General features: G+C 70.5%; 15 protein-coding genes and 1 tRNA gene. 11 read left to right on the top strand and 5 right to left on the bottom strand.

Annotated features, from left to right (window positions below; translation table 11 throughout):
* The first annotated feature begins 290 nt into the window (after window positions 1–290).
* From IE185_RS03270 to IE185_RS03245, 6 genes are all read left to right on the top strand, one after another.
* On the top strand, window positions 291–719 hold the full coding sequence (locus tag IE185_RS03270; RefSeq protein WP_138894401.1) for a DUF3052 domain-containing protein: 429 nt from the start codon (window positions 291–293) through the stop codon (window positions 717–719).
* Between the two features lie 140 nt (window positions 720–859).
* Window positions 860–1,327 carry a peroxiredoxin gene (locus IE185_RS03265; RefSeq protein WP_138894400.1) on the top strand — a complete coding sequence of 156 codons (468 nt, stop codon included), beginning with the start codon at window positions 860–862 and terminating at the stop codon, window positions 1,325–1,327.
* A 124-nt stretch (window positions 1,328–1,451) separates the two neighbouring features.
* The gene (locus tag IE185_RS03260) at window positions 1,452–2,027 is read left to right on the top strand and encodes a TerD family protein (RefSeq protein ID WP_138894399.1); all 576 of its coding nucleotides are present in this window, start codon (window positions 1,452–1,454) and stop codon (window positions 2,025–2,027) included.
* Between the two features lie 121 nt (window positions 2,028–2,148).
* Complete coding sequence (locus tag IE185_RS03255) at window positions 2,149–2,724, top strand: TerD family protein (protein WP_069928914.1); 576 nt, start codon at window positions 2,149–2,151, stop codon at window positions 2,722–2,724.
* Between the two features lie 49 nt (window positions 2,725–2,773).
* On the top strand, window positions 2,774–3,922 hold the full coding sequence (locus tag IE185_RS03250; RefSeq protein WP_138894398.1) for a DUF475 domain-containing protein: 1,149 nt from the start codon (window positions 2,774–2,776) through the stop codon (window positions 3,920–3,922).
* A 136-nt stretch (window positions 3,923–4,058) separates the two neighbouring features.
* Window positions 4,059–4,799, top strand: a complete 741-nt coding sequence (locus IE185_RS03245) for a TerD family protein (RefSeq protein ID WP_138894397.1) — start codon at window positions 4,059–4,061, stop codon at window positions 4,797–4,799.
* A 70-nt stretch (window positions 4,800–4,869) separates the two neighbouring features.
* On the opposite strand, the gene IE185_RS03240 is transcribed toward IE185_RS03245, so the two are convergent.
* Entirely contained in the window at window positions 4,870–5,703 is an 834-nt protein-coding gene (locus IE185_RS03240; protein ID WP_138894396.1) for a TerD family protein, read from the bottom strand.
* Window positions 5,704–5,879: 176 nt separating this feature from the next.
* Here IE185_RS03240 and IE185_RS03235 point away from each other — a divergent pair, with 176 nt between their 5' ends.
* The 3 genes from IE185_RS03235 to IE185_RS03225 are packed head-to-tail and all read left to right on the top strand — an operon-like array spanning window position 5,880 to window position 10,421.
* Window positions 5,880–7,040, top strand: a complete 1,161-nt coding sequence (locus tag IE185_RS03235) for an HpcH/HpaI aldolase/citrate lyase family protein (RefSeq protein ID WP_138894395.1) — start codon at window positions 5,880–5,882, stop codon at window positions 7,038–7,040.
* Window position 7,041: 1 nt separating this feature from the next.
* Window positions 7,042–9,585 (top strand): phosphoribosyltransferase, encoded by a 2,544-nt coding sequence (locus IE185_RS03230; RefSeq protein WP_189714552.1) that lies wholly within the window; start codon window positions 7,042–7,044, stop codon window positions 9,583–9,585.
* Complete coding sequence (locus IE185_RS03225) at window positions 9,582–10,421, top strand: HAD family hydrolase (protein ID WP_229843328.1); 840 nt, start codon at window positions 9,582–9,584, stop codon at window positions 10,419–10,421. The genes IE185_RS03230 and IE185_RS03225 overlap by 4 nt, the downstream gene beginning before the upstream one ends.
* Here IE185_RS03225 and IE185_RS03220 read toward each other — a convergent pair.
* The gene (locus IE185_RS03220; RefSeq protein ID WP_138894394.1) at window positions 10,390–11,016 is read right to left on the bottom strand and encodes a DedA family protein; all 627 of its coding nucleotides are present in this window, start codon (window positions 11,014–11,016) and stop codon (window positions 10,390–10,392) included. The two genes, IE185_RS03225 and IE185_RS03220, sit on opposite strands and share 32 nt — an antisense overlap.
* Before the next feature lie 74 nt (window positions 11,017–11,090).
* On the opposite strand from IE185_RS03220, the gene IE185_RS03215 reads away from it, so the two are divergent.
* The gene (locus IE185_RS03215) at window positions 11,091–11,750 is read left to right on the top strand and encodes an O-methyltransferase (protein ID WP_138894393.1); all 660 of its coding nucleotides are present in this window, start codon (window positions 11,091–11,093) and stop codon (window positions 11,748–11,750) included.
* Between the two features lie 3 nt (window positions 11,751–11,753).
* Here the strand turns inward: IE185_RS03215 and IE185_RS03210 are convergent, their stop codons facing one another.
* The 3 genes from IE185_RS03210 to IE185_RS03200 form a co-directional block, all read right to left on the bottom strand.
* Window positions 11,754–11,972 carry an FmdB family zinc ribbon protein gene (locus IE185_RS03210; RefSeq protein WP_138894392.1) on the bottom strand — a complete coding sequence of 73 codons (219 nt, stop codon included), beginning with the start codon at window positions 11,970–11,972 and terminating at the stop codon, window positions 11,754–11,756.
* Between the two features lie 128 nt (window positions 11,973–12,100).
* Window positions 12,101–13,477, bottom strand: coding sequence for a hypothetical protein (locus tag IE185_RS03205; RefSeq protein WP_138894391.1), 1,377 nt, complete (start codon window positions 13,475–13,477; stop codon window positions 12,101–12,103).
* Window positions 13,478–13,547: 70 nt separating this feature from the next.
* The gene (locus IE185_RS03200) at window positions 13,548–14,303 is read right to left on the bottom strand and encodes a DUF4097 family beta strand repeat-containing protein (RefSeq protein WP_229843327.1); all 756 of its coding nucleotides are present in this window, start codon (window positions 14,301–14,303) and stop codon (window positions 13,548–13,550) included.
* A gap of 174 nt (window positions 14,304–14,477) precedes the next feature.
* Between IE185_RS03200 and IE185_RS03195 the strand changes: the two genes are divergently transcribed.
* Window positions 14,478–14,552: transfer RNA gene (locus IE185_RS03195), tRNA-Val, on the top strand.
* Window positions 14,553–15,408 lie beyond the last annotated feature (856 nt).

Here is a 15,408-nt window from a genome sequence, read left to right as displayed (position 1 = left end):
TCGCAACCTTACGCCCAACCCGTCCGTGCGTTCGGTGCGGCCGCTCGGGTCCGAATGGCCCACCGAAGCCGCGTAGGCTTACAAACGTGTCGCAATGGTGTGGGATGGATCACCGGGACCGCTTCCGGCAGGGTCTGGAGTTGCGGTGAACCGGCCCCATCCGTCACCGTTTCGGCTGTCTCCACCGCCGGGTACTTGCGCGATCGGTCCCGCACGTGTGGACTACGGCCAACGCCCACGCACGCGCGTGGCGTGAAGGTATTCCCCAAAACATGATCAGGAGGCAATCCGTGAGCGCGACCGCGGACCACGCGGAGGAGCGGACCAACCCGGCAGTACGCCTGGGGTTCGTGCCCGGACAGGTGGTCCAGGAGATCGGCTACGACGACGACGTCGAGCAGGAACTCCGTGAGGGCATTGAGGCGATCACCGGCCAGGACATCGTCGACGAGGACTACGACGATGTCGCCGACGTCGTCGTGCTGTGGTTCCGTGACGAGGACGGCGACCTTACGGACGCGCTGGTGGACGCCATCGGTCTGCTCGAGGACGGCGGCACGGTGCTGCTGCTGACCCCGAAGACCGGCCGCGACGGCTACGTCGAGCCGAGCGACATCAGCGAGGCCGCCCAGACGGCGGGTCTGTCCCAGACCAAGACCGTCAGCGCGGGCAAGGACTGGAGCGCCGGCCGGCTGGTGACCCCCAAGGGCAAGCGCTGAGCCACCGCCGCGTCCGAGCAGACTCCTCATGAGCAGGCTGCGCCCAAGGCGAAACAGGGCCTCCGCCGACGGATGTCGGCGGAGGCCCTGTGCGTAGGCTGGCGGGACACAGACGGCCCAACGAGGGGATGGCGCATCCAATGGCGATCGAGGTCGGTACGCCGGCACCGGACTTCGTGCTGAAGGACAACCACGGCCGCACGGTGCGGCTGTCCGACTTCCGCGGCCCCGGCGACGCCAGGCACGTGGTGCTGCTCTTCTACCCGTTCGCCTTCACCGGGGTCTGCACCGGCGAGCTGCGGGCCCTCAGCGACGAGCTGCCGAGATTCGTCAACGACGACGTGCAGCTGCTCGCCGTCTCCACGGACTCCATCCACACCCTGCGCGTCTACGCCGAGCAGGAGGGCTTCGAGTACCCCCTGCTCTCGGACTTCTGGCCGCACGGCGAGGCCTCGCGCGCGTACGGCGTCTTCGACGAGGACAAGGGCTGCGCGGTGCGCGGCACCTTCGTCGTCGACAAGGCGGGCATCGTGCGCTGGAGCGTCGTCAACGGCCTGCCCGACGCCCGCGACCCCGCCGAGTACCTCAAGGTGCTCGACACTCTCTGAGCGCCCGAAAAATCGGGACAGCGGGCGTGCTGCGCGCGGGAACCGGTCACTAGGATCGACACGTTGATCCGATGCCAGCGCATTACCGGGGGTCCTCGGCCCCCCGACACACATGGGAGGACTCGTGGGCGTCAGCCTCAGCAAGGGCGGCAACGTCTCGCTGACCAAGGCAGCCCCCAACCTGACCGCGGTCATCGTCGGTCTCGGCTGGGACGCTCGTACCACCACCGGGGGTGACTTCGACCTCGATGCCAGCGCCCTGCTGACCAACGCTGAGGGCAAGGTCACCAACGACTCGAACTTCGTCTTCTTCAACAACCTCAAGAGCCCCGACGGCTCGGTCGAGCACACCGGTGACAACACCACGGGTGAGGGCGAGGGCGACGACGAGGTCATCAAGGTGAACCTGGCCGGTGTGCCGGCCGACGTCGCCAAGATCGTCTTCCCGGTCTCGATCTACGAGGCCGAGGCCCGGCAGCAGAGCTTCGGCCAGGTGCGCAACGCGTACATCCGCGTCGTGAACCAGGCCGACAACACGGAGCTGGCGCGCTACGACCTGAGCGAGGACGCCTCGACCGAGACCGCGATGGTCTTCGGCGAGCTGTACCGCAACCAGGCGGAATGGAAGTTCCGGGCCATCGGTCAGGGATACGCCTCGGGGCTGCGCGGCATCGCGCAGGACTTCGGCGTCAACGTCTGAGCGAGCCCCCGTCCCGTCCGGCGCCCCGCCACGCGCGGCGCCGGACGCGCCCGAGAGCCTGGGTCCGGTCCGGACCCGGGCTCTCACCACTCATTCCGTACCGCGGGGAGGAAGCAAGATCATGGGTGTCACGCTCGCCAAGGGAGGCAACGTCTCCCTCTCCAAGGCCGCACCGAATCTCACCCAGGTGCTGGTCGGCCTCGGCTGGGACGCGCGCTCCACCACCGGAGCCCCCTTCGACCTCGACGCCAGCGCGCTGCTGTGCCAGAACGGCCGCGTGCTCGGGGACGAGTACTTCGTCTTCTACAACAACCTCAAGAGCCCCGAGGGCTCGGTCGAGCACACCGGTGACAACCTCACCGGTGAGGGCGACGGCGACGACGAATCGATGATCATCGACCTCACCCTGGTGCCGGAGAGCTGCGACAAGATCGTCTTTCCGGTCTCGATTCATGACGCGGACAACCGCGGGCAGACGTTCGGCCAGGTCAGCAATGCCTTCATTCGCGTGGTGAATCAGGCGGACGGTCAGGAACTGGCCCGCTACGACCTCTCCGAGGACGCGTCGAGCGAGACGGCGATGATCTTCGGTGAGGTGTACCGGTACGGCGGAGAATGGAAGTTCCGAGCCGTAGGACAGGGGTATGCGTCGGGACTGCGGGGCATCGCCCTAGACTTCGGGGTCAACGTTTCGTAAAGCCGCGCACGGCGCGGGGGAGACCCGTACTTACACGATGGGGTAGCCAGTGGTTCTGAAAACCTTCGGCTGGTCGTTTGCCGTCACGGCACTCGGACTGGCTTTCGCCGCCTGGCAGTGGGGGTGGGAGGCGTTCGGGGTCGTACTGATCCTGTCGATCCTCGAAATCTCACTGTCCTTCGACAACGCGGTCGTCAACGCCGGAATCCTGAAGAAGATGAATGCCTTCTGGCAGAAGATCTTCCTCACGATCGGCATCCTGATCGCCGTCTTCGGTATGCGGCTGGTCTTCCCTGTCGCCATCGTCGCGATCAGTGCCAAGGTCGGTCCCATCGAGGCGATTCAGCTCGCGATGGACAACCCGGAGCAGTACGAAGCCCTGGTCACGGACGCCCACCCGGCGATCGCGGCCTTCGGCGGCATGTTCCTGCTCATGATCTTCCTGGACTTCATCTTCGAGGACCGGGACATCAAGTGGCTCGGCTGGCTCGAGCGTCCGCTGGCCAAGCTCGGCAAGGTCGACATGCTGTCGGTCTGCATCGCGCTCATCGTTCTGCTGGGCACGGCCATGACCTTCGCGACGCACGCCCACACCAGCTCGGGATATCAGGACAAGTCGGCCACGGTGCTGCTCTCCGGCGTCGCCGGTCTGATCACGTACCTCGTCGTCGGCGGTCTCTCCAGCCACTTCGAGAACAAGATCGAGGAAGAAGAGGAACGCGAGCACGAGGAGGAGGAGAAGGCCAAGGCGCAGGGCAAGGACCCGTCGGTCGTCGGCCTGGCCGGCAAGGCCGCGTTCTTCCTCTTCCTCTACCTGGAAGTCCTCGACGCCTCGTTCTCGTTCGACGGTGTCATCGGTGCCTTCGCCATCACGAACCACATCTTCTGGATGGCGCTCGGCCTCGGCATCGGCGCGATGTACGTACGGTCGCTGACGGTCTACCTGGTCCGCCAGGGCACCCTCGACGACTACGTCTACCTGGAGCACGGCGCGCACTACGCGATCGGCGCGCTCGCGGTCATCCTGCTGATCACGATCGAGCACGAGATCAGTGAGCTCATCACCGGCCTGGTCGGTGTCCTCCTGATCGCCGCCTCGTTCCTGTCCTCGATCCGCCGCAACAAGCGGCTCGCGGCGGCCGAGGGCGGCGACGGGCCGTCCTCGGGCGACAAGACTGAGGTCCGGTCCGGGGTGTGACCCCGTAGGGATTGAGGAACGCTCTGAGCGGGGCGGTCACGAGGCGTCGGCCTCGTGACCGCCCCGTCGCATGTCCGTCGACCCGGCGGACACCGGCGGGGACGGGTACGAGAGACACCCTGGGGGTGGGGGCGCAATGACCATCTGGGACGGCCTGCGGCGGGACAGGGCGGCCGATCAGTTCGCGTCCGGCAACGCCGCGAGCAACGCGATCGAGCTGACCAAGCGGAATCCGTCCGTATCGCTCACCAAGCAGGGCGCCACCACTGGCAACCTGCGCGTCAACCTGTCGTGGCGGATGCGCACGTCGGACATCGGGGGCAAGCGGCGGCGCGGCGACAGCCTGTTGCGCAGCCCGTTCAAGTTCTTCCAGCCGGAGCTGGTGCAGGCGCACACCCAGGGCGTGGTCAACGTGGACCTCGACCTGGGGTGCCTCTACGAGCTGGTGGACGGCACGAAGGGCGTCGTACAGCCGCTGGGCGGCTTCTTCGGGAGCCTGAACGCGCCGCCGTACGTCAAGCTCAGCGGCGACGACCGGTTCGGCGCTCCGTCGGGCGAGACGATCTATGTGAACCTCGACCACCGCGAGGAGATCAAGCGCCTGCTGGTCTTCGTCTACATCTACGACCAGACACCGGCCTTCGACCGTACGCACGCCGTGGTGACGCTCTTCCCGGGCAACGGCCCGCGGATCGAGATCGAGCTGGACGAGCGGGCCCCGCAGGCGCGCTCGTGCGCCGTGTTCACCCTGGAGAACGTCAAGGGCGACCTGATCGTGCGCCGCGAGGTGAAGTTCGTCTACGGCTTCCAGGCGGAACTCGACCGCCTGTACGGCTGGGGCCTGCAGTGGGGGCGCGGCTACAAGACCAGGACCTGACCGGCGGGGCCCCGGCGCGTGCCCGGCGTGCCCGCCGGGCACCGTCCTACCGTCCTACTGGGCTACCGTCCTACTGGGCGCGTACGAACTGCGGCCCCTGCGGAGGCAGCCGGAAGTTCGGGTCCGGGGCGAAGGCGGCGGCCGCCGCCGGCTGCGGGTAGCCGTACGCCGGCTGGGTCGACGCGGACTGGGGGAACCCGTACGCGGGCGCGGGCGCCCCCTGCGCCGGGCTGTCGGAGCCCTGCTGCGGGTACCCGTACCCGGGCTGCATGGGCTGCGTGGCGTCCGCCGGAGCCACCGCCGGGGGAGCGGGGGAGGCGGCGGCCTCGCCGGCCCTGTCGGCCCTTTCGGCCTCGTCCGTCTCGTCCACGGAGATCCCGTGGTCCGTCGCCAGCCCGATCAGCCCGTTGGAGTAGCCCTCGCCCAGCGCCCGGAACTTCCAGCCCTCGCCCCGCCGGTACAGCTCGCCGCAGATCAGCGCGGTCTCCGCCCCCGTCTCGGGCCTGACCTCGAAGTACGCGAGCGGCTCGGCGCCCCCGGCCGCGGTGGCGTCGTACACCTCGATGCGCAGGTCGCGGACGCGCTCGAACGGCACGTCGTCGGTGGAGGCGACGATCAGGACCCGGTCCACGGCCGGTTCCAGCGCCGCGAGGTCCGTCTGCACCGAGTCGGTGACCCCGTCGGGCAGCCGCTTCTTGCCCAGGCTGCGCACCAGGCCCGAGGGATGGCGGGGCTGGTTGTAGAAGACGAAGTCCTCGTCGGAGCGTACGCGCCGGTCGACGCCGAGCAGCAGCGCCGAGGCATCCACTTCGGGCACGTCGGAGCCGGGGGTCCAGCGGAGCACAGCCCTCACGGCCGTGGCTTCGAGCGGGACGTTCGAGCCCTTCAGCATGGCGTGCGTCATGCCTGTCATCCTGCCTCCCCGGGGCTCACCCCTACAACGCGGGGGTGCTCAGCCGCATAAATGGATTCACGTGGGTAACCTGAAATTCACGGATGCAGGGAACTCTTGACACCGTCCCTACGTACTATTACCGGCCATACAACGATGGGCCGACACGGCAGCACGGGGGGATTATCATGCGTCATTTCGGGCATATCCCGCCCACTGTCCGGGAGAACCTGTTCCACCAGGAGCCGGTCGTGTTCGACGCCGGGTCCCCGGCCCGTACGCTCTCCGCCGCCCTCGGCGCCACGCTCTACAGCCCGGCCACCCGGCCGCGGCTCGCCGACGACGTGGCCAAGCAGGCGGGGCGAGGGGTCGTCTCCATGGTGCTCTGCCTGGAGGATTCCATCGACGACGGGGAAGTCCCCGGCGCCGAGGAGAACCTCGTCCGGCAGTTCGCGGAGCTCGACGCGCGCGGCGGAGAACAGCCGCTGCTGTTCGTCCGGGTCCGCGAGCCCGCACAGATTTCCGACCTGGTGCACCGGCTCGGGCCCTCGGCCCGGCTGCTGTCCGGATTCGTACTGCCGAAGTTCACCGAGGAACGCGGCGTCGCCTTCCTCGAAGCGCTCACCGCCGCCGAGGCGGCGAGCGGCCAACGCCTCTTCGCGATGCCCGTGCTCGAGTCGCCGCAACTGCTCCACCTGGAGACCCGCGCCGAGACCCTCCGGGGCATCGCCCGCACCGTCGACAAGTACCGCGACCGGGTCCTGGCCCTGCGCCTGGGCGTCACGGACTTCTGCTCGGCGTACGGGCTGCGCAGGGCGCCCGACATGACGGCGTACGACGTGCAGATCGTCGCCGGTGTCATCGCCGACGTGGTGAACGTGCTGGGGCGCTCGGACGGCACGGGCTTCACCATCACCGGCCCGGTGTGGGAGTACTTCCGCGTCCAGGAGCGGATGTTCAAGCCGCAGCTGCGCCGCAGCCCCTTCATGGGGCAGGCGGAGGCGCTGCGCGCGTCGCTCATCGAGCACGACATGGACGGTCTGCTGCGCGAGATCGCGCTCGACCGCGCGAACGGCCTGCTCGGCAAGACCTGCATCCACCCCTCCCACGTGCTGCCCGTCCACGCGCTGTCGGTGGTCAGCCGCGAGGAGTTCAGCGACGCGCAGGACATCCTGCGACCGGAGCGCGACGGTGGCGGAGTGATGCGTTCCGCGTATACGAACAAGATGAACGAAGTGAAGCCGCACCGTGCCTGGGCGGAGCGCACCATGCTGCGCGCCGAGGTGTTCGGCGTGGCGCGTGAGGACGTCGGCTTCGTGGAGCTGCTGACAGCGGGGATACCGGACTGAGATGGGGACCGAGGACGTGGTGTGGTCGGGATCGTGGGTCGCGGAGCGGCTCGGCGTCGAACTCGTCGGTGACGGCGGGGACCAGGGGCCGGGCGGGCTGCGGGATCTGCTGGGACTGGCCCTGCGCCGCAACCCCAAGCGGGCCCATCTGCTGGTGTCGAACGTGCTGGGCAAGCATGTGCCGCAGCTGCCGTCGCGGGTGTACGGGGCGGGCTTCGCACTCGGCGAGCGCGTGCGCGAGCTGCTGGGCGACGAGGCCGCCGCACGCGCGGTCGTCCTCGGGTACGCCGAGACGGCGACCGGCCTCGGCCACGCGGTGGCCGACGGCGTCGGCGTGGCACCGTACCTGCACTCGACGCGCCGCCCGGTCGACGGCGTCGAGGCGGCCGGCGGCTTCGAGGAGTCCCACTCGCACGCCACCTCCCACCTGCTGCTGCCCGAGGACCCCGCGCTGCTGGCCGGCGAGGGGCCGCTGGTCCTGGTCGACGACGAGTTCTCCACCGGCAACACGGTGCTCAACACCGTCCGCGACCTGCACGCGCGCTACCCGCGCGAGCGGTACGTGATCGTGGCCCTGGTCGACATGCGCTCGGCGCGGGACCGGGGGCGGCTGGAGGAGTTCGCCCGCGAGATCGGCGCCCGGGTCGACCTGATCGCCATGGCCTCGGGCACCGTCCGCCTGCCCGAGGACGTCCTGGCGAAGGGCCAGGCCCTGGTGAACCGCTACGACGCGACCCCGGGCCGGGAGCAAAGGAGCGCGCCCGCGCAAGCCACGCGGCCGGCGACGGCCGGCGAGGCGCCCGCCGGCACCGTGACCGGGGCCGTCCGCGTCGAGCTGGGCTGGCCGGCGGGGGTCCCCGACGGAGGGCGCCACGGCTTCGCGCCCGCGCACCGGGACGCACTGGAGGCCGCGCTGCCCGGCATGGCGGACCGCGTCGCCGAGGCGCTGCCGCCAGGCGCCCGCCGCGTACTGGTCCTCGGCTGCGAGGAGCTGATGTACGCGCCGCTGCGCCTCGCCACCGCGCTGGAGGAGCGCCTCGACGCCGAGGTGCGGTACTCGACCACCACCCGCTCGCCCGTGCTCGCCGTGGACGACCCCGGATACGCGATACGCACGCGCCTCGTCTTCCCCGCGCACGACGACCCCGCCGACGGCCCCGGCACGCGGTACGCCTACAACGTCGCCGGCGCCGGTTTCGACGCCGTCGTCGCCGTGGTCGACTCCGCCGCCGACACCCCCGCGCTGCACGCACCCGACGGCCTGCTCGCGGCGCTCGCCGCCCACACCGGGCACGTCGTGCTCGCGGTCGTCCCCTCGTACATACCCGGTGCGCCAGGCGCGTCCGACGACGTACCCGAGCAACCCCCTCTACGGCAGGAGCCGCCCATGCCCGAGCCCCTTCGCGGCCCCGCCTTCTCCTCCTACGCGCCCGAGGACGTCGGCTGGCTCCTCCAGGACCTCTCGGACGTCGAGCTGGAGGCCCCGACGGAGGAGCGCGAGGAGGCGATCCAGAGCGGCGGCGCGCACTACGCCGAGTCGCTGCCCGTCGAGTACCAGCCGAGCGCCCAGTACCAGCAGCTCTTCAAGGCGGCCCTGGAGACCTCGGCCGCCCGCATCGCCCAGGCCGTCGCCACCGTCACCGACACCGTCCTCGCCGAACGCTCGCCACGCCCCGTGCTGGTCTCCCTGGCCCGCGCCGGCACCCCCGTCGGCGTACTGATGCGGCGCTACGCCCGGCACCGGCACGGGCTCGACCTCCCGCACTACGCCGTGTCCATCGTCCGGGGCCGCGGCATCGACGAGACCGCGCTGCGCTGGCTCGCCGCGCACCACGACCCGGCCGACGTCGTGTTCGTCGACGGCTGGACGGGCAAGGGCGCGATCACCCGCGAACTCGCCCAGGCGCTCGACGACTTCGCCGCCAGGACCGGTGTCCGCGGCTTCGACCCGGAGATCGCCGTCCTCGCCGACCCCGGCGGCTGCGTGAAGACGTACGGCACCCGCGAGGACTTCCTCATCCCGTCCGCCTGCCTCAACTCCACCGTCTCGGGCCTGATCTCCCGTACGGTCCTGCGCGCCGACCTGGTCGGCCCCGACGACTTCCACGGGGCGAAGTTCTACCGCGAACTCGCCGGTGACGACGTGTCCGGCCTCTTCCTCGACACCGTCGCCGCCCGCTTCGACGAGGTCGCGGCCGCCGCGGACGCCGACGTCAAGGAACTGCTGTCGGCGGACCGCGCTCCCACCTGGGAGGGCTGGGCGGCCGTCGAGCGGATCAGCGAGGAGTACGGCATCCACGACGTGAACCTGGTCAAGCCCGGCGTCGGCGAGACCACCCGCGTCCTGCTGCGCCGCGTGCCGTGGAAGATCCTCGCCAAGCGCGACGCGGGCGCCGACCTCGACCACGTACGGCTCCTGGCGGAGCAGCGCGGCGTCCCGGTCGAGGAGGTCGACGGGCTCCCGTACACCTGCGTCGGCCTGATCCACCCCCAGTACACACGCGGCGCCACCGGCGCGGACGGCAAGGCGGTAGCAGCGAAGTGACCACCTCCGTGCCCGGACCCGCGCCCGTCCTGGTCGCCAGCGACCTCGACCGCACCCTGATCTACTCCACCGCGGCGCTCGGCCTGCGCATGCCCGACGCCCAGGCGCCGCGCCTGCTGTGCGTCGAGGTGTACGAGAGCAAACCGCTGTCGTACGTCACCGAGGCCGCCGCCGAACTGATGGGGCGGCTCGCCGCCGAGACCTGCTTCGTACCGACGACCACGCGCACCCGCGAGCAGTACCACCGCATCCGCCTCCCCATCCCCACACCCCGCTACGCGATCTGCGCGAACGGCGGCCACCTCCTGGTCGACGGAGTGTCCGACCCGGACTGGCGGGCGCAGGTGGCGAACAGGCTCGCGGACGAATGCGCCACCCTGGCCGAGGTCCGCGCGCACCTGGTCGCCGCCGCCGACCCCGCCTGGCTGCTCAAGGAGCGGATCGCCGAGGACCTCTTCGCCTACCTGGTCGTCGAACGCGCGCTGCTGCCCGACGAATGGGTCAAGGAGCTGGGGGAGTGGGCTCGGGAGCGCGGCTGGACCGTCTCCCTCCAGGGCCGCAAGATCTACGCCGTACCGAAACCGCTCACCAAGAGCGCGGCCGTGCGCGAGGTGGCCCGGCGCACCGGCGCCACACTCACCCTCGCCGCGGGCGACTCCCTCCTCGACGCGGACCTGCTGCTGGCGGCGGACCGGGGCTGGCGGCCGGGGCACGGCGAGCTGGCCGACACGGGGTGGACGGCCCCGCGGGTCACCGTGCTGCCGGAGGCCGGAGTCGCGGCGGGCGAGGAGATCCTGCGGTCCTTCATCCGCGCCGCCGGCCCGCGCCCGGCCTGAGCAGCCGGCGGCCCACGAAGAGGAGCACCGCCAGCCCGGCCCCGACGAGCACCACCTTCGAGTACGCGGACACGTAACCCGTCACGTCCTGCCAGTTCTCGCCCAGCAGGTATCCGGCGAGGACGAAGACGGTGTTCCAGATCGCGCTGCCGAGCGTGGTGAGCCCGAGGAACACCCGCAGCGGCATGCGCTCGACGCCCGCCGGAACGGATATCAGGCTCCGGAAGACCGGGATCATGCGCCCGAAGAACACCGCCTTGGTGCCGTGCCGAGCGAACCACTTCTCGGTTCGTTCGATGTCGGCGACCTTCACCAGCGGCAGCTTGGAGGCGATCGCCACGGTCCGCTCGCGCCCCAGCAGCGCCCCCACCCCGTACAGCGCGAGCGCGCCGACGACCGAGCCCGCCGTGGTCCACAGCAGGGCGGCGACCAGGCTCATCCGTCCGGTACTGGCGGCGAACCCGGCCAGCGGCAGGATCACCTCACTGGGCAGCGGCGGGAACAGGTTCTCCAGGGCGATGGCGAGGCCCGCGCCCGGTGCCCCGAGAGTGTCCATGAGGGAGTTGATCCACTGTGGTGCGCCGCTTCCGATCATGCGCGTCACCCTAGAATTCGCAGCCTGAAGCCAGGCTGAAGAAGGCCGTCGGCCGACAACCGTGAGGGAACGCGATGAGCAAGGGAAACAGCACTCCACTCACCGACGAGCTGTACGCGTACATGCTGGCGCACACCCCGCCGCTCGACGCCGTGCAACGGGACCTCGTCGACACCACCTACCGGCAGCTGCCCGGGAACGCGAGCATGCAGTCCGCCGAGGAGCAGGGCCCGCTCCTCGCCTTCCTGGTCCGGCTGGTCCGGGCCCGGCACATCGTCGAGGTCGGTACGTTCACCGGCTTCTCCGCACTGGCGATGGCGCAGGCCCTTCCCGCCGACGGCCGGCTGATCACGTGCGACGTCTCGGAGGAGTGGACGGCGTACGCACGCCGGGCCTGGGCGAAGGCGGGCGTCGCCGACCGCGTCGAGCTGCGGATCGGTCCCGCCCTGGACACCTTGCGCGCGATGCCCGCCGGGCCGCACGTCGACTTCGCCTACCTCGACGCGGACAAGGTCAACTACGTGCCGTACTGGGAGGAACTGGTGCCCAGGATGCGGCAGGGCGGGGTGATCGCCACGGACAACGTCTTCTACGGCGGAGGCGTCACCGACCAGGACGCGACGGGCGCGGCGGCGGCGATCAAGGAGTTCAACGACCGGGTGCGGGACGACGAGCGCATGGAGAGCGTCATGCTTCCCGTGGCGGACGGGGTGACGCTCTCCAGGAAGCGCTGACCGTCAGCCGCAGCCCCCGCCACCGCAGCATCCGCCGCCGCCCCCAGCGGAGGGGGCGGGGGCGGCGGCCCTCGCCGTGCCGCCCACGGCGACGGCGGACAGCAGCTTGACGGTGTCGTCGTGCCCGTCCGGGCAGGTGGCGGGGGCGGAGGACTCGGCCATGGGCCGGTTCAGCTCGAAGCTGGTGCCGCAGGAGCGGCAGCGGTACTCGTAACGGGGCATGCCCACAGGTTACTGAGTCCCCGCCCGGAGGTCGCCCCCGCGGGGCGTGCGGGGAGGGAGCGCCGCTGCGTGGGCGCGGCCGAGCAGGCCCGGCCCCCACCGCTCCTCCAGCGACCGAGCCGCCGGCCTCACGAGCCCGCGCCGCGCTCCTCCCGGATGTCCGAGACGACGCGGGCCACGGTCCGCCGTACCGCTTCCGTCTCGGTCAGGAAGTGCCAGTAGTCGGGGTGGCGGCCTTCCAGGCCCGCGACGGCCCGGTCCAGCCGGGCCACCGAGTCGTCCAGCGGGCGGGCATGGCGCGGATCGGGGGTGTTGCGGCCGGCCATGGCCAGCCGCTGGGCGTCCCTGATCGCGAACCGCGTCCGCTCGATCTCGTGCTGCGGGTCCTTCGACACGGCGTTGAGGCGCTGGAGGCGGTCGCCGGCGGCCGAAACCGCCTCGTCGGTGGAGTTCAGCAGCGCCCGGACCGTGCTGAGCAGCGCGACGGCGTCGGGCCACCGCTGCTCGTCGCGGGCCTTCGCCGCTTCCTTGATCTTCTCCTCGGCCCGCCGCACCGTGTCCGCCGTCTGCGCGGGCACGCCCTGCAGGTCCTGCCAGCAGGCGGCCGTGAACCGGCGGCGCAGCTCGCTCAGGACCGGCTCGACCTTGCCGGCCCGGGTCGTCAGCGCCTGCGCCCGCGTGCGCAGCGACACCAGCCGCCGGTCGATCTCCGCCGCCCGCTCCGGCAGCCGCTCGGCCTCGCTCCGTACGGCCTCGGCGTCCCGCAGCACCTGGTCCGCGCGCCGCAGCGTCTCCGGTACGCCGTGCCGCCCGGCTCCCTGGTTCAGCTTGGTCAGCTCGGGCCCGAGGGCCGCGAGCCGGGCCGCGAGATCGTCGGCCCGGAGCCCGGAGGCCCGTACCGCGTCCAGCGCGTTGCTCGCCGCGAGGAGGCACTGACGGGCCCGCTCCACCGCCGGGGCGAGCCGCGCGAGCTGCGACTCCGCCGTGTCGAGCAGCGGGCCGAGTGCTTGCGCGTACCGGTCCAGCTCGCCCTTGACCCGTACCAGCTCGTCCTTCGCGCGGGTCAGCTCGGCGCCGGCCCTGGCGGCGGTGGCGGCCTCCAGGTCGTCGCGGTCGAGGTCGTGCGCGTCGACGGCGGTGATGTACGCACGGCTGACCTCGTCGATACGACGTCCCAGCGCGGCGAAGTCGTCCACGGCCTTGCGGCCTGCGGGCGAACTGTCCACGGCTGCGATCGTCTCGATCGAGATCCGCAGGTCGCGCTGGGCCGTGTCCAACTCGTAGAAGGCCGCCGCGGCGGCGTCCTTGGCGGCCTGGGCGTCGGCGCGCACATTCTCCCCGCGGCCGCCGAACCATCGCCTCGTACCACCGCCGGCGAAGGCGAAGGGGAGGGCGACGAGCAGCGGCACCGGCAGCAGCACGAGCGTGACGACGTCCTTGACGGCACCCGCTGTCGTACGGCGGCGTACTCGCTGCGTGCACGGCTGCGCGTCTGTCGCCGTCACATCCCTCTCCCGTGCTGTGTCCGCCTGCCCGGTTCATTCTCCCACCAGTAAGGACGAACGCACGGGCGCGTTAGTTCGCGGTTCGCAGGGTGACTTCGCCGTTGTCGCTGCGGGCCCGCACCACGTGGGGGCTCTGGGGGTCGCGCGGCACCCCGATCCTGGTGTCACCGTTGTCGCTCCGGGCCGTCACGCGGTAGGCGGCCCGCGGCAGGTCGATGCCGATCTCGCCGTTGTCGCTCGTCGTCTCCACCAGGTCGGGGACGGAGGTGAAGGCCATCCGTACGCTTCCGTTGTCGGACTCGGCGGTCACCCGCTTGGACGAGATGCCATCCGCGACGATCCCGCCGTTCGAACTGCTCAGCTCCAGGGGGCCGCTGGAGTCCTTCACGGTGATCTCGCCGTTGTCGGCGTGCAGATTCAGGGGCTTGTCGAAGCCGGTGGCGGTCACGCTCCCGTTGTCGTCCTTCACGGTCACGGCGACCCCGCGCGGCACCTTCACCCGGTGCCACGCCTCGCAGTCGCTGGCCATCGCGTCGCAGCGCTGGTCCAGGACCAGCTTCCCGTCCTTCATCTCCCACTTCGGCTCGGGCCCCGACCCGAGGAAGACCCACCCGTCGGTCCGCCGGGTGACCTCCACGTCCTTCACATCGGCCGGCACGAGCTCCAGGACGGAGTCGTCCGCGTGGATGGTCAGCGCGTCCCCGCTGAACGGGAACGACCGCTCCTCGGCGGGAGCGTCCTTGGCCTCGACGCCACAACCACTCAGAGCGACCACGCCGACGACGGCGGCGCCTACGGCGACGAAGGCGCGGGTACGAAGAGCCACGGTGATCGATCCCCCAGGTAGTACGTCGTGTGAGCCTTCACGGTACGAACGCCCCCGCCCCAGCACGATGCGGTCCACCACCGAACGGGCCCGGGGGTTATCCCCACCAGCCCGCGACCACCTGTCCGATTGCGACCCCGCGCCCCGCTCCATGTACGCTGTTGCCTCATCCACGGGTGCGTAGCTCAGGGGTAGAGCGCTGCTCTTACAAAGCAGATGTCGGCGGTTCGAAACCGTCCGCGCCCACCAGTACGAAGGCGTACGAAGGCCCCCAACCGATCACGGTTGGGGGCTTTCGCAGTCCACAAAGAGTCCACGTGACATCCAGGTCAGGACATCAACGGGGATGGTCACGTACGCTCGGCCGCCGCTTGATCATCCGGGCCGGGCGGCTCACTCGGTTCGGCGTCGAACGCGACGAGGCCGCCCGAGAGGGGCCCCGCGGCAGGGCGCAGATCCACGGACCGCCACCGAGCGCGTGACTGGCGGACAGGTCCCACGTAGTGCGCGGGACAGGCATGGCGGTGGACTTGCTCAGAAGATCCTCAAGACTTCCACTTCGGAGGCCGTGAGCGCCGAAACGCATGTCATGGTCATCCCACGCGAGACCGCGCGACGGATGCCCCGTGGCGGGGGTCATGACGGGGGAGACGCACATGCTCGGAACCTTGGATCTGGGGACCATGATCGCCATGGCTGTCCCGTTCATCGTTGCCCTGGGGATCGGCATCGCCGCGGTCTGCTGGGTCAGGACACGCAACCGGTAGAGCGGGACCGAGTCCCACCAGCACTTGCGGATCTTTCGGGCATCACTGCTGTACAAGGCCGGCCTTCACCGCACCTGAATAGCGGATCTGTCAGCCGGGCAGACCGCAGTGACCGCCCTGCCGGCAGTTCGCATTCAAGGGGGAGGATGTGGTCCGGCTGCGCACAGCGTGGTGCCCTTCACCGCGGTGGGAGGCTGCTGTGTTGCGCGACCAGGCGCCCTGGGAGCGCCACAGCCTCCGGGTTAGGAGGACACTGAACGTATGGCCCTACCGAAAACGCATGATTGCTCGGCTTGCTCGACCGGAGCCGCCCCGGACGAAGTCCTTCACGAAGACCT

Source organism: Streptomyces chryseus, from assembly GCF_014650755.1.
Taxonomy (GTDB): domain Bacteria; phylum Actinomycetota; class Actinomycetes; order Streptomycetales; family Streptomycetaceae; genus Streptomyces; species Streptomyces chryseus.
The sequence above is the reverse complement of the archived record's forward strand: the minus strand, read 5'-3'. Positions and strand labels throughout refer to the sequence as shown.